This is a genomic window from Phycicoccus avicenniae (genome assembly GCF_050496545.1).
Taxonomy (GTDB): domain Bacteria; phylum Actinomycetota; class Actinomycetes; order Actinomycetales; family Dermatophilaceae; genus Phycicoccus; species Phycicoccus avicenniae_A.
Window position 1 is genome coordinate 1 of the sequence record NZ_JBNVZV010000021.1, and the last position, 18,081, is coordinate 18,081.

Genomic DNA, 18,081 nt, shown 5'->3' on the forward strand with positions numbered 1-18,081 from the left:
CCCCCCCCCCCCCCCCCCCCCCCCCCCCCCACGGCCGGTCCCACTAGCCTGCTGCGATGGTCCGGGGCGTGGTGCGGTGGGGGACGGGTCTTCTCGTCGTGGCGGTGCTCGTGGCCGGGGGCGGCTGGCTGGCCTGGACCCACGTCCTCCCCACCTACCGGCCCACCCTTGAGGCGGGCGAGTCCTACGGCATCGACGTCTCCGCGCACCAGGGAGCCATCGACTGGGACGCCGTGGCCGCCGACGGCATCGAGGTCGCCTACCTCAAGGCCTCGGAGGGCGCGACGTTCGAGGACGACCGCTTCGCCGACAACTGGCGCGGGGCACGCGCGGCCGGCCTGGAGGTCGGCGCCTACCACTTCTTCACGCTGTGCAAGGAGGGTGAGGAGCAGGCCGCCAACCTCCTCGGGCGGCTGCGCGCGGTCGGCGCCGAGGCCTCGGCCCTGCCACCCGTCGTCGACCTCGAGCTGAGCGGCAACTGCGCGGACCGCCCGCCCGTCGAGGTGGTGCAGCAGCGGCTGACGGCGTTCGTCGCCGCCGTCGAGGAGGAGACGGGCCAACCGGTCCGGCTCTACCTGCTCGACGACTTCGCGGAGCCGTACCCCCTCCCGGACGGCCTGGCCGACCGCGACCGCTGGGTGCGCCGCCTCCTCCTCCGCCCGGCCGACGACGGCTGGGCGTGGTGGCAGGTGAGCAGCCGGGCGGCCGTCGACGGCATCGAGGGTCCGGTGGACCTGGACGTCGTCTCCGGCTCCTGAGCCCGCTGGGCGAGGATCGCCGTCGGGTGGGCGGTCCGTCGGCACCATCTGCCAACGCGGGCGTCCGCGCCGGGACGGTTGGATCGTGCGCATGACCGAGCGCAGCGCCGAGCGGCGACGGATCCGGGTGGGCATCGACACCGGGGGCACCTTCACCGATGTGGTCGCCGTCGACGAGGAGTCCGGCGAGGTCGTCACGACCAAGACCCCCAGCACGCCGGCCAACCCGGCGGACGGCTTCATCGCCGGTATCGAGAAGATCCTCGGGCTCATGGGCGCGAGCGGTCACGACCTCACGGCGGTCTCGCACGGCACGACCGTCGCGACGAACAAGCTGCTCGAGGGCAAGGTCGAGCGGCTGGGGTTCGTCACGACCGAGGGCTACGAGTTCATGCTCGAGATCGCCCGGCAGGCGGTGCCCGACGGCTACGGCAACTCCTACTTCTGGGTCAAGCCGCCGCGCATCGTGCCCGCCGACGCCGTGCGCACCGTGCGCGGGCGCCTCGACGTCACCGGTGCCGAGGTGCGGCCGTTCTCCGAGGAGGATGCCGTCGCCGCCGCGCAGTTCTTCCGCGACCGGGGCATCACGACCATCGGCGTCTGCTTCCTGCACTCCTACGCGAACGACGCGCACGAGCTGGCGATGCGCGAGGTGCTGCGGCGCGAGCACCCCGAGGCGGTCGTGTCGATCAGCAGCGAGGTGCTGCGCGAGTACCGCGAGTACGAGCGGGCGATGACCACGCTCGTCGACGCCGCCGTCAAGCCGAACGTCAGCCGCTACGTGCGCAACATCCACGAGCGGCTCGACGGGTTCACCGGCGGTCGGCCGGTGCCGTTCTACGTCATGAAGTCCAACGGCGGTGTGCTGTCGGCCGACGAGGTCGTGCACCAGCCGATCACCACGGTGCTGTCGGGCCCGGCGGCCGGGGCCCTCGGGGCGGCGCTCATCGCCGAGCGGGCCGGCTTCCCGAAGGTGCTGACGTGCGACGGCGGCGGCACCTCCACCGACGTCTCGGTCGTGCTCGACGGCGAGCCGACGCTGACGACGGAGGGGTCGGTCGGGGCCTACCCGAGCAAGATCCCGATGATCGACGTCGTCACGGTGGGCGCCGGCGGCGGGTCCATCGCCTGGGTCTCGCCCGAGGGGATGCTCAAGGTCGGACCGCAGTCGGCGGGCGCCGACCCCGGGCCGCTCTGCTACGGCCGCGGCGGCACCGAGCCGACCATCACCGACGCGCATATCGTCCTCGGCCGCATCCCCCCGCACCTACTGGGCGGCGAGATCCCGCTGGACGTCGATGCCGCCCGCGTCGGCCTGGAGGCGCTGGCCGAGCGGCTGGGTCTCGACCTCCAGCGTTGCGCGACAGGCGTGCTCGAGATCTCGGCGTGGAACCAGGCGAACGCGCTGCGCCAGGTGTCGGTGAAGCGCGGGCTCGACGTCCGGGACTTCATGCTGACGACGTTCGGGGGGTCGGGGTCGCTGCTGGCCTGCCGGCTCGTCGACGTGCTCGACCTCGCCGGGGTCGTCGTGCCGCAGAACCCGGGCAACCTCAGCGCCTTCGGGCTGCTCACCGTCGACGTCCGCAACGACTACGTGCAGACGCACGTCGCCCGGCACGAGTCGCTCGACCTCGACGAGGTGCGGGAGGTCCTCGAGGCCCTGACCGCCAAGGGCGCCGCGGCCCTCTCGGCCGAGGGGTTCGCGCCGGAGCAGCACGAGTTCGTCCGCACCGTCGACCTGCGCTACTTCGGGCAGGCCTACGAGGTGCGGGTACCCGCCGGCTCGGGGGTGGTCGACGAGGCCTGGGCGGCCGAGGTGGCGGCCCGCTTCCACGACGAGCACCGCCAGCTCTACGGGTACGACTTCCGCGACGACCCCAGCCAGCGTGTCGAGTGGGTCAACCTGCGCGTCACCGGCGTCGGCCCGATCACCCGACCCGAGCTCCAGCCCCTCCCCGAGCGTCAACAATCGACGAATGTGTCACTTCCCGTCGCCGGTGGCGTACAACAAGTGACACATTCGTCGAAAGATGTCGCCGGTAACGGGCTGCCGGGGCAGCGGTCGGTGCGGCCGGTCTGCTTCGACCCCGACGACGGCTACGTCGACACCCCGATCCTCTGGCGGCCCGACCTGCGCGCCGGCGACACCTTCGCCGGCCCGGCGGTCGTCGAGGAGTTCGGCTCGACCGTCCCCGTCCACCCCGGCTTCGCGGTGCGCGTCGACGGGTGGGGCAACCTCGTCGTCACGAAGGAGGAGACCCGATGAGCCCCGCACCGACCACGCCCAGCACCCCGCGCACCCCCGAGGAGACCGCGGCCTACCTCGCGAGCGCCCCGGCGAACCCCGCCGGCCTGCCCACCGCCTACGAGCACGGCGGGCGGCTCACCGCACCGGGCACCGCCGTCGACCCGATCCTCGTCGAGATCGTCCAGGGCACGCTGGCCAGCGTCGAGATGGAGGTCGAGACGGCCATCGCGCGCACGTCCCGCTCCCCGATGATCCGCGACGCCCACGACTTCCGGGCGGGCATCCACGACCGGCAGCTGCGCAAGCTGACCGGCCGCTCGTACTCGGCTCTCGTGCACCCGATCGTGCGCGACTTCCCCATCGACGAGATGCACGAGGGCGACGTCTTCTTCCACAACGACGTCTACGAGTCCGAGGGCGGCATCGGCCACCTCCCCGACCTCTGCGTCACCGTGCCGGTGTTCCACGACGGCGAGGTCGTCGCCTTCGTCCAGGCCTTCGGGCACCACGACGACATCGGCGGCGCCGTGCCCGGGTCGATGCCCAGCAACGCCCGCACTGTGTTCGAGGAGGGCCTCTCGGTCCCGCCGATCAAGCTCTGGGACAGCGGAGTACCAAACCGCGCGGCCCTGCGCATCATGACCCGCAACAGCCGGATGCCCGACAGCCTCGCTGCCGACCTCGACGCCGAGTGCTCGGCCTGCCTGATGGGCGCCCGCCGCCTCGGCGAGCTGTTCGCCCGCTACGGCCGCGACACCGTCGAGGCCGCGTTCGACGCCATCCTCGACGCCACGACCGAGACCTACCGGCGCGAGGTCCTCGACCGCATCCCCGACGGCACCTACGTCTGGGAGGACTACGCCGAGCACGACGGCGTCGACGAGCCGATGCTCCACACGCAGCGGATCACCCTGACCAAGACCAGCACCGGCGGCCCCGGCCCGGGGGACGGCGGCCCGCGGCTCGTCATCGACTTCACCGGCACCGGCCCGCAGGCCAAGGGCCCGATCAACCACTGCGGCGACTACGTCGGCGGCAACTTCCTCGTCAAGTGGCTGGCACCCGTCCTGCGCAACCTCGCCGACTCCCCCGAGCGGATGGCCGAGCTCGACGTCAATGAGGGCGTCGTGCCGCTCATCGAGATGCGCTTCCCGGAGAAGGGGACCCTGCTCACGCCGGTCTACCCCGCACCGACCAACGCGCGCACCTTCGTCATCCTCCGGCTGCTGGGGGTGCTGGCCGGCGTGGTCGCCAAGGCGGTCGACGGCCGGATGCCTGCCGACCAGGAGACCATCCGCTACACCGGCGTGTACGGCAAGGACGCCGACGGCGAGGACTACCTGATGCGCGAGGTGCTCGGCGGCGGCTCCGGCGGGCGCTACTACGCCGACGGCGAGGACACCATCCACGTGGTGCCGGACAGCAGGAACCTGCCGACCGAGTTCACCGAGAGCCGTTTTCCGTTCCGCGTCGAGCGGCTCGGGCTGGCCGTCGACTCCGGCGGCGCCGGCCGGTACCGCGGCGGCCTGGGCTACGAGAAGCACCTCCGGATGCTCGAGGACGCGCACTTCATGTCCATCGCCGACCGCTCGATCCTCGCCTGCTGGGGCGTCAAGGGCGGGAAGGCCGGCCGTCCGTTCGAGGTCACCGTCGACCTCGGCGGCCCGGACGAGCGGGTCGTCGACGCCCTCGCCGACGCCGAGCCGGTGCGCGCCGGCCAGCTCATCCGCATCCGCACCACCGGCGGCGGCGGCTGGGGCGACCCGCTGGAGCGCCCCTACGACGAGGTCGAGCGCGACCTGCGCTGGGGAAAGGTGTCGTTCGAGGGCGCCGAGCGCGACTACGGCGTGCTCGCGACCGGCACGAAGGACGAGCCGGTGCTCGACGTCGCCGCGTCGGACGCGCTGCGCGCCGGACGCCGCTCGGCCCGCGGCGAGGAGCCGTTCTTCGACCGCGGCCCCGGGTACGCCCGCCTCGCCGGTGGCGCCACCTCCGCCGACGTCGACTGGCTCTGATGCCCACGGGCCCGGTCCTCGTCGTCGGCTCCGCCGGCAAGACGGGCCGGGCCGTGTGCGCGGCCCTGCTCGCCCGCGGGGCCACGGTGCGGGCGGCCGTCCGACCCGGACGTGAGGCCTCGGCCCCCACGGGCACCCGGGCCGTCGCGGTCGACCTCGTCGACGGCCGCGGGCTCGACGCGGCGCTCGACGGGTGCGCGGCCGCCTACCACCTGGCGCCCAACGTCCACCCGGACGAGGTCGGCATCGCCGGGCGGGTCGGCGACGCCGCGCGCTGCACGGGCCTGCCGCACCTGGTCTTCCACTCGGTGCTCCACCCGGACGACGCCCGGATGCCCCACCACCTGCGCAAGGGCGCGGCCGAAGCCGTTCTGCGCCGGCGCGTCCCGGCATCGCTCGTCGTGCTGCGACCGTCGGCGTACCACGAGAACCTCCTCCCCCAGGTGCTGGCCGGCGCCGTCACGCTGCCCTACTCGGCCGACACGCCCTTCACGACCGTCGCGCTGACCGACGTCGCCGAGGCCGCGGCCGGAGCACTGCTCGACCCGGCGCGCGACGGCGAGGTGCACGACCTCGTCGGCCCGGACGTGCTGACCACCCGCCAGATGGTGGCGCGGGCCGAGCAGGTGCTCGGCCGGCCGGTGCGGCTCGACGTCGGCACCCCGGGCGCATGGGCGGACGGCCCCGGCGCCGGGCTGCCCGCCCCCGCCCGCGAGGCGCTGGCGGCGATGTTCGCGGCCTACGACGAGGACGGCCTCGTCGGCGACCCGGCCGACCTCACGGCGCTGCTCGGCCGGCGCCCCACGTCGTGGGCCGAGACGCTCACGGCTGCCGCAGCCGCTCCGGCCCCCTGACCCCACCCGCGTCCGGGTCGAGTGCGGACACGGCTGCCCCGGGAACCACGTCCGCACTCGACACCGGGAGGTCGGGGGCACGCACGGCCGCGGGTGCGGACGCGACCGGCGGACCGGCCACGCCCGCACCCGCGGGTCGTGCGATGAGGCGTCAGCGGCGGAAGACCTGCACCTCCGTGATGCCCACCTTCTGCGCGCCCGAGTAGCCGGTCACGCAGTCGCTGTTGTTGGCGGGGTCCTGGTCCTGGTCCCCGGTGTACAGCGGGCCGCCCTGGCACTGGTTCGCCACGACCTCGAGCCGCAGGTGCGTCGCCGCCGTCTGCGGGATGTCGAACGAGCGCATCTTGAGGGTCGGTGCCGTCGGCCGCGGGACCCCGGCGGGGAACGCGTCGGCCGGCGAGGTGTACACCGCGCGGTAGTCGGCGTCCTGCGAGCAGTCGACCCGGCCCTTGGCGTCGCACGCCCAGACCCGGAACTGGCGCAGGGCCTGGAAGCGGGCCACCGCCCCGGGCTCGGGCAGCGCGCTCACCTGGACCCGTCGGACGACCTGGCGGCCGCCGGCGAGGTCGACGGTGAACACCTTCTGCGCCGCGCTCGGCTGGTCGACCGTCGTGCCGGTCGTGCCCTCGTTGTCGTCGACCAGCTTGGTCAGGCCGACACCCTCACCGTTGATCGTCGCGCCCCGCGTGGTGCTGGCGAGGTTGTCGCGCAGCCGGACCGGGAGGTCGCGGGTCTGGCGCGGCTTGGCCGTCAGGGTGACGCGGGCCTGGCCGTGGCCGGGAGCCGCGGCCGTGTAGGTGCGCTCCCCCGGCACGATCGCGAAGGTGTCGGGCAGGTCGGTCGCCGGGTCGGTGTCGGCCACGGGGCGCGAGCGCGCCGTGTACTCACCGACGTACAGCTTCGCGCCGACGACCGGGCGGCCCTCCTCGTCGGTCGGCGAGAAGCGCAGCGTGGCGTCTCCCGCGTAGGCCGAGGAGAAGCTCGGCACCGGCGTGGAGTCCGACGAGCTCGTCGACGAGGCACCCTGTCCGAGACCGCGGTTCGCGAAGGCGTTCCACAGCAGGTCCTGGTTGCGGCCGCCGAAGCGGAGCAGGTCGGCGGCGAGCATCCGGTCGCGCGCGTCGACCATCGAGACCGAGCCGCTCGGCATGAGCAGCCAGGCGTCGAAGACGAGCTGGATCCAGCGCCGGTTGCCCGGGCACTGCGCCACCGGGGTCGTGCCGTTCGCGCAGGCCTTCTGCGTCGCGGCGTCACCGAGGCCGTAGCGCCCGATGAGGGCCGCGCGGATGTCGTTGTTCGTGGCCGACCAGATCTCGCCGTCCGCGTGCACCTGCGGGCCGGTGAGGTCGTAGCCGACGTTGGAGTAGTTGAGCGGGCTCTGCCCCATGTTGTAGTTGCGGATGCCCTGCTGCGGGTTGCCGGTGACGTAGGCGCCCATCGGGGTCGCCTCACCGCCGAGCGGCGCGTAGCCGTTCTCCTGCAGGTACTCCATCGCCATGAGGTCCGACCAGCTCTCGCCCATCGCCCCGGCCTGGAGCCCGGAGAGACCCATCGCCGGGCCGCCGGCCATCCGGTTGCTGATGGCGTGGCCGTACTCGTGACCGATGACCGACATGTCGAAGGACCCGTCGACGCACGGCGCGTAGAACGCACCGGCGACCGGCTGCCACATGTACATGTTGCTGGAGACCGTGCCGCCGTCACCGAGGGTCAGCTGGTTCGCGTTGTTGCGCAGGCCGACCTGGGCACCGGACTGGGCGCGGCCCTGCTCCGGGTCACCACCGACGCCGCCCTTGCCGTAGTTGTCGCGCTGGAGGTTCCACGCCGACTCGGTGAACCCGAGCCGGTAGGACCAGTCGTGCATCCGGTTGTGCATCGCGAAGAGGTTGGCCGTCGCCGCGTCGATGTCGTTGCGGGTCGGGCTCGTGTACGCGGCGGGGTCGCACTTGCTCGTCTGCCAGACGTTGGTCCACGGGTAGACGTAGTTCCGGTCCGAACGCGGCGACGCCGTGGGGCCGGGCGTCGTGCGCCACTGCTCGTAGGTCAGGGCGTTGTTGCCGTTGGTCGTGAAGGTGCTGAGGTCGGTCGCGGGGTCGACGTCCCACGCCTTCGGGGACGCCGGGCTGCCGACGACCTCGTCGCAGCCGTCGGCCGCGACCCAGCAGAACGTCACGCGGGTGTCGGTCGAGGACCGGTCGGTGCTCGGCGTGCCGGTGAACACCTTCCAGCGCGGGTTGTCGCTGTCGGCGTCGACGAGGTTCTCGCGGGCGATGACCTCGCCCGAGCGCGCGTCGACGTGCACCGTGTACGCGGTCTCCGCGTCGACCTGCATCTCGACCCGCCAGGCGCGGCGGGGGGCCTCGCCCGGGAAGGGCACGGCGACCTCGTCGGTCCGCACCGACACGAGCTTGCCGGCGTCGGCCTCGACGCTGCGGGCCGCGGCGGCGACGGCGGCGTCCTTGCCGACGGTCGCGGCGGCCGGCGCCTGGGCATCGGGCGTGAGCGTCGAGCTGACGTAGCGGACGGCGCCGTCCTGGACGGCGACGGCGGCGGTGCCGTCGAGCCCCGCGGGCACGCCGCCGAAGGTCTGGCGCAGCAACACGACGGTGGCGTCGCCGATGCGGTTGGTGCCGATGACCTCGACGGCCTCGGCCTGGGCGGCGCTCAGGCCGAAGGTGGCCCGCTCGCCGGCGACGAAGTCCAGGGCCGCCCGCTCGGGGTCCTTGGCCAGGCCGCGGGCGACCGGCGAGACGCCGTCGAGCACGTAGCTGGCGGGGCCACCGAACCGGTTCCAGGACACCGTCTTCGCGCCGGATGCGCGGCCCGTCGTGGTCGAGCGCTGGGCGGCCGTGCGCTGCTCGGCGGCCGGTGCCGCGGTGCCGCGCCGGACGTCGAGGTCGGGCAGGCCGTGCTCGTGGTCGCCCGGTGCCTGCGACTCGTGGCCGCCGGCTGCGGGGGCGGGTGCGGCGGTGGCCGACTGCTGCACGGCGACCGCCATGCTCAGGGCGACGGCGGCGGTCGCGCCGAGGGCGGTCGCCCTCCTGGCGCGGTTGATGGGTCTCATCCCGGGTGCTCCTCCGTGTGGGTGGCACGACGGGAGGCGCCGGGAGGTCGGCGGCCGGTCACCCGGCCCCGACGGTGTGGTGGGCCCCCGGCCCCGTCGCATCCGTCCACCCAACCCGCTCGGCTCCCTGAGAAGAACCTGAGAAGAGCAAGGACTTGGTCAATTCTCGGCAAAGGCTCCTGACCTGCGGCGCAGCGTCCTCGCGGCTCAGGGTCGCGGACCGAGCGACCGGGCGATGCGCCGGGCGAGCGCCCGCGGGAAGCGGGCGGCGAGGGTGTCGACGACCCGCGGCAGCGGCTCGATCGAGCGCATCGTCGCGCCGAGCGGCGCCCCCGGGAGGGCGTCGACGGCGACCATCCCGATGGTCGAGGCGGCCAGCGCCGCGGCGAGGGCGTCGGCATCGACGACGCCGTCGAGCCCGTGGTGGACCACCACCCGCCGGACCGCGTCGGTGACGACCTCGCGCCACGTGCCGAGGGAGGCCGCGAGGGCCGCGGCCATCTGCTCGTCGTGGTGGGCGGCGGCCATCACGTGGGTGAGCAGGGCCGCGCTGCCGTCCTCGCGCGAGCTCGCGCCGAGCCGCTCCCCGACGGCGTAGAGGTCCTCGAAGGTCCGGGCCGCGCCGAGCGCCGTCGCGTAGTCGCGCACCATGGCCGCGGTGGCCTCGGCGTAGGCGACGCGCAGGAGGTTCTCGACCGACTCGAAGTGGTAGAAGATCAGCGCCTGGTTGACGCCCGCCTCCGCCCCGATGGCCCGCGCCGTGAGCCCTCGCGCCCCGGCGGTGGCGGTGAGGCGGACCACGGCGTCGAGGAGGTCCTGCTTCGTCGTGCTGCTCACGGGGCCACCGTACGCACCGGCGCCGGCAGGTCCCGCGGGCCGAGGCCGCAGGCGTCGGCGACCACCTGCACCGCCCGGTCGAGCATGGGCAGCCGGACGAGCCACCCGACCCACGCCCACGGCAACGACACGCGCTCGAGCGCCCGGGCCAGTGCCGCGACACCGCGGTCCTCGAAACCCTCCTCGCTGAACCGCATCCGGGTGAGCCGGACCGGCGCCTCCTCGGCAGGCCCGAGGACGACCCCGCGCGGGCCGAGCCCCCGGACCGCGTCACCGGTGCTGCGGCACAGCCCGCACGAGCGGGACACCCAGAGCGTCGCCGGGGTCGTGACGACGGGCCGCCACCGCGGCAGCCATCCGCGGACCGAGGCCCGGTAGGCGGCGTGCCCCGGCCATCGGGCAGCGAGGCCCGACCGCTCGTGCGGCTCGGCGACCGCGACCGAGAACACCAGCGCGACGAGGACGCCGAGCGCGAGGGCCACCGATCCCGCGGCGGCCGCGAGCACCCCGAGGAGCGCCACGGTGCCGGCCTGCATCGGGTTGTGGAGGTACGCGTACGGCCCGGTGGTCACGAGCCGGGCCGGTGGGTCCCAGGGGAACGGTGTGCCGCGCCCGACCCGCCACAGCTCGGCGACCGCGGCGAGGGTGGGCACGCCGAACGCCACGAGGGCCACGAGCAGCACGACCCGGACCGGCATCGGGTGGTCCAGGACGTCGCGCCACACGAGGCCGTCCCGGGCGAGGGCGAGGGTGGGGGCGACCCAGCCGAAGAGACCCGTGAAGACCAGCCCCTGGAGCACGACCCGGGCACCGAGCCACCGCCGCTCGAACGTGGCCCACCCCAGCACGAGAGCCGGTGCGGCGACGGCGAGCAGGAGCACGGCCTCGCCGACGAGCCACCCGTCGCCCAGGGCCACGAGCGGGTCCAGCTGCGGGACGACGAGCACGTCGACCCACGCCAGCCCGAGCCACCAGAGCACCGGGCGGCCGCCCGCGAGCACCGGCAGCGCGCCCCAGACCAGGGCCCAGCCGAGGCTGGTCTCGACCGGCATCCCGAGCACCGTCGTCGGCGCCGGGGCGAAGATCCACCACGCACCGGCGGCCTCGACGGCGAGGACCCCCACCCACGCCAGCAGGGTCGCGAGCACCGCCGCCGGCACGCGCGGGCGCAGGTCGCCGCGCCCGTGCCGGAGGACCGCGGCACCGACGACGGCGAGGACCGGGACGAGCAGGGTGAGGTTGCGCAGGGCCGCGGCTCCCACGGGTCAGTCCAGCCCGGCGAGGAGCGTCGATGCCCCGGCGTCCATGAACGCGGCGGTGACCGGGCCGAACCAGAAGGCGGGGTCGAGACGGCGCTCGTAGTCGATGGTCAGCGTGGCTCGGCAGCCGTCGGGGCCCTCCCGCCACGCGAGCGCGCCTCCGCGCACGGCTGCCCAGCGCTTCAGCTTGGTGGTGTCCTCCTCCAGGGCGAAGTTCAGGCTCGAGGCATCCCGGGCCGTCACCCGCGTGCGCACCTCGCCGTCGGCGAGGGTGAAGGTCCAGCGGTCGCCCGGGGCCAGGCCCGCACCGTGCGCCGCGGTGGGCGTCGGGTAGCGCAGGACCCGCAGGAGGAGCGGGCGATCGGTGCCCGGGTCGATGCGCGGCCCGCGTGCCAGCGCCGCCTCGAAGTCGGTGCACCGGGCGGCCACGACCCGCTCGGCCCCGGCCTGCTGGTCGGGGTGGATGCGGGTGCCGGGCAGGACTCCCTCGACGAGGACGAGGGCGACGACGGGGAGGAGGACGAGCGAACCGCTGCTCCGCCGCTCGTAGGCCACCCCCGCGTAGACCAGCCCGGCGATGCCGTAGACGAGCGGGGCGGTGAGCAGCACGCAGATGGCGCCCTCCTGCAGCAGCGCGGCCGCCAAGAGGAGCACCACGGTGAGCACCTGGAAGAGCTGGCCCCCTCCGCCCTTCCCGCGCACCGACCCGATCGCGAAGGCGAGCAGGCACGGCACCCCGACGAAGAGCACAGCGGTGTCGAGTCGGTCGGTCACCGCCGCGATGCCGACACCGGCGAGCCCCACCGCCACCACCACCGCCGACAGCGCCAGGGTGCGCCCGCGACCGGGCTGCGCCGGCACCGGCGGGTCGGGCTGCGGCGGGAGTGGAGACGGCCAGGCATCGTTCATGGATTTGAGCATACGCTCAACTTGAGCAGATGCTCAACCCGACGCCGCGACCCGGTGGCTAGGGTGGCGCCAGCCCGCCCCCGAGGAAGGACCGCCCGTGACCGGACCGCTCGACGGCATCACCGTCGTCGACCTCTCCCGCGCCCTCGCCGGCCCGCACGCGACGATGGTCCTCGGCGACCTCGGCGCCCGCGTGGTCAAGGTCGAGTCGGCCGGGGGTGACGACACCCGGGGATGGGGGCCGCCCTTCGTCGGCCCCGAGGACGACCCGGTCTCGACGTACTTCCTGGCGGCGAACCGGAACAAGGAGTCGGTCGTCCTGGACCTGAAGTCCGACGACGGCCGCGAGACCCTCACCCGGCTCGTCCGGCACGCCGACGTGCTCGTCGAGAACTTCCGGCCCGGGGTCATGGACCGGCTCGGCTTCGGCATCGAGCACCTGCACGCGCTCAACCCCGGCCTCGTCGTCCTCGCCATCAGCGGGTTCGGCCACGACGGTCCCGAGGGCGGGCGCCCCGGCTACGACCAGATCGCCCAGGGCGAGGCCGGGCTGATGTCGGTCACCGGCCCGACGGCGGACGAGCCGCAGCGCGTCGGCGTCCCGGTCGCCGACCTCCTCGCCGGTCTCCACGGGGCGCTCGGCGTCACGGCGGCCCTGCGCGAGCGCGAGGTCACTGGCCGCGGCCGGGTCGTGCGCACCTCGCTGCTGGCCTCGGTCGTCGGGGTCCACGCCTTCCAGGGCAGCGCGTACACCGTGGCCGGGCAGGTCGGCCGGGCGCAGGGGAACCACCACCCGGCGCTCGCGCCGTACGGCCTGTTCCACGCCGCCGACGGGCCGGTGCAGGTGGCCGTCGGCTCACAGGGCCTCTGGGTGCGCTTCGCCGAGGCGTTCGGCATCGACCCCGCCGACCCGCTGCTCGCCACGAACGGCGCCCGGGTCACCCACCGGGACCACCTCGTCGAGGTCATCGACGGCGCCTTCGCGGCGTGGGCCGCCGAGGACCTGCTCGCCCGCCTGGCCGAGCTCGGCATCCCGGCCGGCAAGGTGCGCACCATCGACGAGGTCTACGACTGGGACCAGACCCGCTCGCAGGGGCTCGTCATCGAGGTCGAGCATCCCGTGCTGGGCACCATCGAGCTGCCCGGGCCGCCGATCCGGTTCGACGACAACGCCTTCGCCGGCGGCCGCGAGACACATTCGCCTCCCCCGGCCCTCGACGAGCACGGCGCCGCCGTGCGCGCCTGGCTCGACGAGCAGGACGCCGCCGGGCCGGCCTGACGCGGACCGGCTACCGGGCCACGGCCTCCTCGGCCCGCACCGGCGCGACGACGGCGGGGCGCCGGCCACGCTGCTCGTGCAGCGCCAGCCCGACGACCGCGACGAGCACCACCGCGAAGCCGACCCACTGCGTCGCGCTCGGCCGCGCCCCGAGGGCGGTGACGCCGACGACGGCCGCCGACAGCGGGAAGGCGAGCTCGGCGAGCGTGGCCCGCGACGCCGGCGTGCGCCCGAGCGCCCGGTAGTAGAGGACGAGGGCCAGCAGACCCGGCACGAGGGCGAGGAGCAGGATGTTCCCGATCGCGTCGGTACCCAGCGCGAGCGGCGTCGAGGTGACGGCAGCGATGACCGCCAGCGTCACCAGCCCCACCCCGAAGCGGAGCGCGGTGAGGTCGGAGAAGCGCAGCTCGGCCGAGGCCGCCCGGCCGAGGACGGTGCCGGCGGCCCAGAGCGCGGCGGCCCCGATGGCCAGCAGCGCGGCGGTGGCGCTGGAGAGGGTGACGCCCAGCGGGTCGGGGAAGGCGAGCAGCCACGCACCGACCAGCGCCGGCACCGCGAACCAGAGGAAGCTGCGGCGCAGCCGTTCGCCGAGGACGACGGCCGCGAGCGCGATGGCGATGACCGGCTGCAGCTTCTGGAGCACCTGGGGAGTGATGGGGTCGCCGGTGCGGAAGGCCGCGGTGAACAGCGTGGTCGCGAGCGCGGAGGAGCCGGCGCCGATGACGAGGACGCTCACCTTGGTCCGGGTGCTGGTGGCCATCACCCGGCGCGCGGCGGGTACGAGCCACGGGAGGGTCAGCACGACGAGGACGAGGTGCTCCCAGAAGACGACGGCCAGCGCCGGGTACTCCTGGGAGAGCGGGCCGCGCCAGAGGGAGGAGAGCCCCCACAGCGAGGCGGCGAGGGCGACGAGCCAGGTGCGGTCAGATCCGGTCCGGGGCATGGGGCACAGCATCCCCCACGGATGCCGTTCCCCGACACCCCCTCCCCGCACGTCGGACCGGTGCCAACGCAGGGGCGCGGGTTGGGCAGAACCTGACAACGCGGGCGCCGCGCCCGCGTCCCTAGGGTCGAGTCCCGGGCACGGCGCCCGGGCGACGGCGGAGGCGAGGTGGCATGCGGGTCCTGCTGGCCCTGGGGGGCAACGCGATGACCGGCCCCGACGGCAGCGCCACCCCCGGCGCGCAGATCGCCGCCGTCACCGGCGCGATGGCGGCCGCGGCGCGGCTCGTCGCCGCCGGCCACGAGCTCGTCGTCACCCACGGCAACGGCCCGCAGGTCGGCAACCTCCTCGTGAAGAACGAGCTCGCCGCGCACGTCGTCCCGCCCGTGCCGCTGGACTGGTGCGGCGCCCAGACGCAGGGAACCCTCGGGTTCACGATCCTCGACGCGCTCGACGGCGCCCTCGCTGCCGTCGGGGCGCCCCGGCCGGTCGCGGCCCTCGTCACCCGCACCCTCGTCGACCGCGACGACCCCGGGTTCACCCACCCGAGCAAGCCGGTCGGCCGCTACCTGCCCGAGGACCAGGCCCGCCGGATGGTCGAGCACGGCCAGGTGTGGGAGGACCGCGGCGCCAAGGGCTGGCGCCGGGTCGTGGCCAGCCCCGAGCCGCTCGAGGTGCTCGACGTCGGCCCGGCCCGCACGCTGCTTGACGCCGGCCACGTCGTCGTCACGGCCGGTGGCGGGGGCATCCCGGTCGTCCGTGACGCCGACGGCACGCTGCGTGGCGTCGAGGCGGTCATCGACAAGGACCTGACCGCCGCGCTGCTGGCCCGGGCGCTGCACGCCGACGTCCTCGTCATCGCCACCGACGTCGACCACGCCGCCGTCGGGTTCGGCACTCCTGCGCAGCGCGACCTCGGACGGGTCGGCCTCGCCGAGCTGCACGCGCTCGCCGACGCCGGTGAGTTCGCCTCCGGCTCGATGGGCCCCAAGGTCGAGGCCGTCCGCCGCTTCGTCGCCGCCGGGGGTCCGCGCGGCGTCATCACCTCGCTCACCCACATCACCGACGCCGTCGACGGTGCGTTCGGCACCGTCGTCGAGCCCGACCGAGAGGAATGACCGTGCCCGACGCCATCGAGGTCCGCAAGGTCCCGCTGCACTCCGTCTCCGATGCCTCCGAGCTCGGCGCCCTCATCGACGCCGGTGTGCTGGAGGCCGATCGGGTCATCGCCGTCATCGGCAAGACCGAGGGCAACGGCGGGGTCAACGACTACACCCGCATCATCGCCGACCGCGCCTTCCGCGAGCTGCTCGTCAGCAAGGGCGCCGACCCCGAGCGGGTCAAGGACGTGCCGATCGTCTGGTCCGGTGGCACCGACGGCGTCATCAGCCCGCACGCCACGATCTTCGCGACCGTGCCCGCCGACCGGGCCGAGCAGACCGACGAGCCCCGGCTGACCGTCGGCTTCGCGATGAGCGAGCAGCTGCTGCCCGAGGACATCGGCCGCACCGCGATGGTCTCGAAGGTGGCCGACGCCGTGAAGGTCGCGATGGAGCGGGCCGGCATCACCGACGCCGCCGACGTGCACTACGTGCAGACCAAGACGCCGCTGCTCACCATCGACACCATCCGCGACGCCAAGGAGCGCGGCCACGACGTCTTCACGGAGGACACGCTGACCTCGATGGACGTCTCCAACGGCGGCACCGCGCTCGGGATCGCCGTCGCGCTCGGCGAGATCGAGATGCCGCGCGACGAGGACGTGCTGCGCGACCGGTCGCTGTACTCGTCGGTGGCGTCGTGCTCGTCGGGCGTCGAGCTGGACCGCGCGCAGGTCGTCGTCGTGGGCAACGCGCGCGGGGTCGGGGGGCGGTACCGCATCGGGCACTCGGTGATGACCGACGCGCTCGACCAGGACGGGCTGTGGGCGGCCATCCGCGACGCCGGGCTCGACCTGCCGGAGCGCCCGCACCACTCGGACCTCGACGGCCGGCTGGTCAACCTCTTCCTCAAGTGCGAGGCCAGCCAGGACGGGCGGGTCCGCGGGCGGCGCAACGCGATGCTCGACGACTCCGACGTGCACTGGCACCGGCAGATCAAGGCCGCGGTCGGTGGCGTCACGGCCGCGGTGACCGGTGACCCGGCGGTGTTCGTCTCGGTGTCGGCGGCCCACCAAGGCCCCGACGGCGGTGGGCCGGTGGCGGCCATCGTCGACCTCGGCGAGGACCCCACCGGCTACCGCCCCTGACCGCCGGCGCGCGGCACCCTCCCTCTCCAGGAAGCCTTCCTGGTGGCCTGCTGGGGGCGATCACCCCACCTCGGCTGCCAGGAGGCCTGCCTGGTGGCGAGGCGGGGGCCTGACCGCCCGTCGCGGTCCTGACCTGCGGCGACGCCCGCATGAGCGGCGATACCCGTGGGTAGGACGTTGGGGTGCCAGCCCTCCCCGACGCCGTCCCCCTCCCCGCCCCGCCCCCCGTTCCGCTCGAGCAGGTGCTCGCCGACCGTCGCCTCGAGCACCTCGAGGAGGCGCCCGCCGACGGCGTCGTCTCGTCCCTCGCGGCCATGGTCGCCCACCCCGAGTACCCCTGCCTCGGCGCGCGGTCGGTCTTCCGCCGATCCGCGGTGACCTCCGTCGTCCTCGACGACCTCACGGACACCACCCCCGGCGGCTCGCTCGACGTCCTCGGCGACCGGCTCCGGGCCTTCGCAGCGTCCGCCGACCCCACCGGCGACCTCGTCTCGTTCGTCGCCTGCTTCCGGGGTCCGGCGCCGGCCGGAGAGCGCGCCTTCGAGACCCACCTCTGGGCGGCCCTGCGCCACCTCCACGAGCACGACGACTCCCCGTGGCCGGGCTCCGTCGCCGACGACCCCGTCGACCCGCACTTCGCGTTCAGCGTCGGCGGCACCCCGTTCTTCGTCGTCGGCCTGCACCCGGACGCCTCCCGCATCGCCCGGCGCGCGCCGGTCCCGACCCTCGTCTTCAACCTCCACGAGCAGTTCGAGCGGATGCGCGCCGACGGCCGCTACGCCCGGATGCGCGACACCATCCGCCGGCGGGACACCGACCTCCAGGGCAGCATCAACCCGATGGTCGCCGACCACGGCCTGTCGTCCGAGGCGCTCCAGTACTCCGGCCGCCAGGTCCCGGCCGGCTGGACGCCGCCGTTCCACCCCCGCACCCTCGACGAGGAGCCCGCATGAACCCCGCCCGCACCCGGTACCCCCGCGCCGAGCAGGCGCCGCCCTACGCCGGCGGGCCCGACGGTCCCGCCGACGGCTGGTGGCGCATCCCCCCGCAGACCGGGCTGGCGGTCGAGCTCGCGCCCGGGGACCGGCTCACCCTGCTCGACCCGTGCGGCGAGCAGGTGAGCGACCTCTACCTGGTGGCCGCCGACGACGTCGCCGAGCAGTTCTCCTCCGGCCGCACGACCGACTTCGGCAACTCGGTCTACGTCTCGACGGGGTCGGTGCTGTGGAGCAACCGCAGCACACGGCTCGCCGAGGTCGTCGACGACACCGTGGGCGTCCACGACCTGACGCTCACCCCCTGCAGCCAGGCGACCTTCGACGTCCTCTACCCCGACCTCGGCGGCGCCCCGCACCCCAGCTGCTTCGCCAACCTCGTCGGCGCGCTCGAGCCGTACGGCGTCGACCCGGACCGGATCGGGGTGACGCTCAACGTGTTCATGGACGTCTGGACCGACGAGCGTGGCGAGCTGCACATCGACCCGCCGCCGACCCGCCCCGGCGACCGCTTCACCATCGAGGCCCGGGTGCCCCTCGTCGCCGGCGTCACCGCGTGCTCGGCCGAGAAGTCCAACAACGGGACCTGCACGCCCATCGACCTGCGGGTCGAGCGCGCCGGCTGACGCGGGTCGAGCGCGCCGGCTGACGTGGTGAGTGCGGACGCGGTCG

Annotated in this window: 14 protein-coding genes; 9 read left to right on the forward strand and 5 right to left on the reverse strand. The window is 74.5% G+C overall.

Features of this window, described 5'->3' with window-relative positions; genetic code table 11:
• The first annotated feature begins 56 nt into the window (after window positions 1-56).
• The 4 genes from ACQZ2A_RS15910 to ACQZ2A_RS15925 all read left to right on the forward strand — a co-directional run bounded on the left by ACQZ2A_RS15910 (window position 57) and on the right by ACQZ2A_RS15925 (window position 5,875).
• Window positions 57-758, forward strand: a complete 702-nt coding sequence (locus ACQZ2A_RS15910; RefSeq protein WP_430213096.1) for a GH25 family lysozyme — start codon at window positions 57-59, stop codon at window positions 756-758.
• A gap of 91 nt (window positions 759-849) precedes the next feature.
• Window positions 850-3,024: a hydantoinase/oxoprolinase family protein gene (locus ACQZ2A_RS15915; protein ID WP_430213099.1), complete on the forward strand. Its 2,175-nt coding sequence runs from the start codon at window positions 850-852 to the stop codon at window positions 3,022-3,024.
• Complete coding sequence (locus ACQZ2A_RS15920) at window positions 3,021-5,021, forward strand: hydantoinase B/oxoprolinase family protein (protein ID WP_430213102.1); 2,001 nt, start codon at window positions 3,021-3,023, stop codon at window positions 5,019-5,021. The genes ACQZ2A_RS15915 and ACQZ2A_RS15920 overlap by 4 nt, the downstream gene beginning before the upstream one ends.
• Complete coding sequence (locus ACQZ2A_RS15925) at window positions 5,021-5,875, forward strand: SDR family oxidoreductase (protein WP_430213104.1); 855 nt, start codon at window positions 5,021-5,023, stop codon at window positions 5,873-5,875. Before ACQZ2A_RS15920 ends, ACQZ2A_RS15925 begins: the two co-directional genes overlap by 1 nt.
• Before the next feature lie 151 nt (window positions 5,876-6,026).
• Here the strand turns inward: ACQZ2A_RS15925 and ACQZ2A_RS15930 are convergent, their stop codons facing one another.
• The 4 genes from ACQZ2A_RS15930 to ACQZ2A_RS15945 form a co-directional block, all read right to left on the reverse strand.
• A complete protein-coding gene (locus ACQZ2A_RS15930; protein ID WP_430213107.1) occupies window positions 6,027-8,939 on the reverse strand; it encodes a M36 family metallopeptidase in 2,913 nt (970 codons plus the stop codon).
• A 207-nt stretch (window positions 8,940-9,146) separates the two neighbouring features.
• Window positions 9,147-9,776, reverse strand: a complete 630-nt coding sequence (locus tag ACQZ2A_RS15935) for a TetR/AcrR family transcriptional regulator (protein WP_430213110.1) — start codon at window positions 9,774-9,776, stop codon at window positions 9,147-9,149.
• Window positions 9,773-11,038: a methyltransferase gene (locus ACQZ2A_RS15940; protein ID WP_430213113.1), complete on the reverse strand. Its 1,266-nt coding sequence runs from the start codon at window positions 11,036-11,038 to the stop codon at window positions 9,773-9,775. The genes ACQZ2A_RS15935 and ACQZ2A_RS15940 overlap by 4 nt, the downstream gene beginning before the upstream one ends.
• Window positions 11,039-11,041: 3 nt before the next feature.
• The gene (locus ACQZ2A_RS15945) at window positions 11,042-11,944 is read right to left on the reverse strand and encodes a hypothetical protein (RefSeq protein WP_430213116.1); all 903 of its coding nucleotides are present in this window, start codon (window positions 11,942-11,944) and stop codon (window positions 11,042-11,044) included.
• A gap of 97 nt (window positions 11,945-12,041) precedes the next feature.
• Between ACQZ2A_RS15945 and ACQZ2A_RS15950 the strand changes: the two genes are divergently transcribed.
• On the forward strand, window positions 12,042-13,223 hold the full coding sequence (locus ACQZ2A_RS15950; protein ID WP_430213119.1) for a CaiB/BaiF CoA transferase family protein: 1,182 nt from the start codon (window positions 12,042-12,044) through the stop codon (window positions 13,221-13,223).
• Window positions 13,224-13,233: 10 nt separating this feature from the next.
• Here the strand turns inward: ACQZ2A_RS15950 and ACQZ2A_RS15955 are convergent, their stop codons facing one another.
• Window positions 13,234-14,166, reverse strand: a complete 933-nt coding sequence (locus ACQZ2A_RS15955; RefSeq protein ID WP_430213122.1) for a DMT family transporter — start codon at window positions 14,164-14,166, stop codon at window positions 13,234-13,236.
• 173 nt (window positions 14,167-14,339) lie between these two features.
• On the opposite strand from ACQZ2A_RS15955, the gene ACQZ2A_RS15960 reads away from it, so the two are divergent.
• The 4 genes from ACQZ2A_RS15960 (at window position 14,340) to ACQZ2A_RS15975 (ending at window position 18,035) form a co-directional block, all read left to right on the forward strand.
• Window positions 14,340-15,284: a carbamate kinase gene (locus ACQZ2A_RS15960; RefSeq protein ID WP_430213125.1), complete on the forward strand. Its 945-nt coding sequence runs from the start codon at window positions 14,340-14,342 to the stop codon at window positions 15,282-15,284.
• 2 nt (window positions 15,285-15,286) lie between these two features.
• The gene (locus ACQZ2A_RS15965; RefSeq protein ID WP_430213128.1) at window positions 15,287-16,414 is read left to right on the forward strand and encodes a ring-opening amidohydrolase; all 1,128 of its coding nucleotides are present in this window, start codon (window positions 15,287-15,289) and stop codon (window positions 16,412-16,414) included.
• Window positions 16,415-16,596: 182 nt separating this feature from the next.
• A complete protein-coding gene (gene gntA / locus ACQZ2A_RS15970; protein ID WP_430213131.1) occupies window positions 16,597-17,367 on the forward strand; it encodes a guanitoxin biosynthesis heme-dependent pre-guanitoxin N-hydroxylase GntA in 771 nt (256 codons plus the stop codon).
• Window positions 17,364-18,035, forward strand: a complete 672-nt coding sequence (locus ACQZ2A_RS15975; protein ID WP_430213134.1) for a DUF1989 domain-containing protein — start codon at window positions 17,364-17,366, stop codon at window positions 18,033-18,035. The genes gntA and ACQZ2A_RS15975 overlap by 4 nt, the downstream gene beginning before the upstream one ends.
• Window positions 18,036-18,081: the final 46 nt, after the last annotated feature.

Coding starts and splice junctions, on each gene's coding strand:
- ACQZ2A_RS15910 (WP_430213096.1), top strand. CDS start 57: ATGGTCCGGGGCGTGGTGCGGTGGGGGACGGGTCTTCTCGTCGTGGCG.
- ACQZ2A_RS15915 (WP_430213099.1), top strand. CDS start 850: ATGACCGAGCGCAGCGCCGAGCGGCGACGGATCCGGGTGGGCATCGAC.
- ACQZ2A_RS15920 (WP_430213102.1), top strand. CDS start 3,021: ATGAGCCCCGCACCGACCACGCCCAGCACCCCGCGCACCCCCGAGGAG.
- ACQZ2A_RS15925 (WP_430213104.1), top strand. CDS start 5,021: ATGCCCACGGGCCCGGTCCTCGTCGTCGGCTCCGCCGGCAAGACGGGC.
- ACQZ2A_RS15930 (WP_430213107.1), bottom strand. CDS start 8,939: ATGAGACCCATCAACCGCGCCAGGAGGGCGACCGCCCTCGGCGCGACC.
- ACQZ2A_RS15945 (WP_430213116.1), bottom strand. CDS start 11,944: ATGAACGATGCCTGGCCGTCTCCACTCCCGCCGCAGCCCGACCCGCCG.
- ACQZ2A_RS15955 (WP_430213122.1), bottom strand. CDS start 14,166: ATGCCCCGGACCGGATCTGACCGCACCTGGCTCGTCGCCCTCGCCGCC.
- ACQZ2A_RS15960 (WP_430213125.1), top strand. CDS start 14,340: ATGCGGGTCCTGCTGGCCCTGGGGGGCAACGCGATGACCGGCCCCGAC.
- ACQZ2A_RS15975 (WP_430213134.1), top strand. CDS start 17,364: ATGAACCCCGCCCGCACCCGGTACCCCCGCGCCGAGCAGGCGCCGCCC.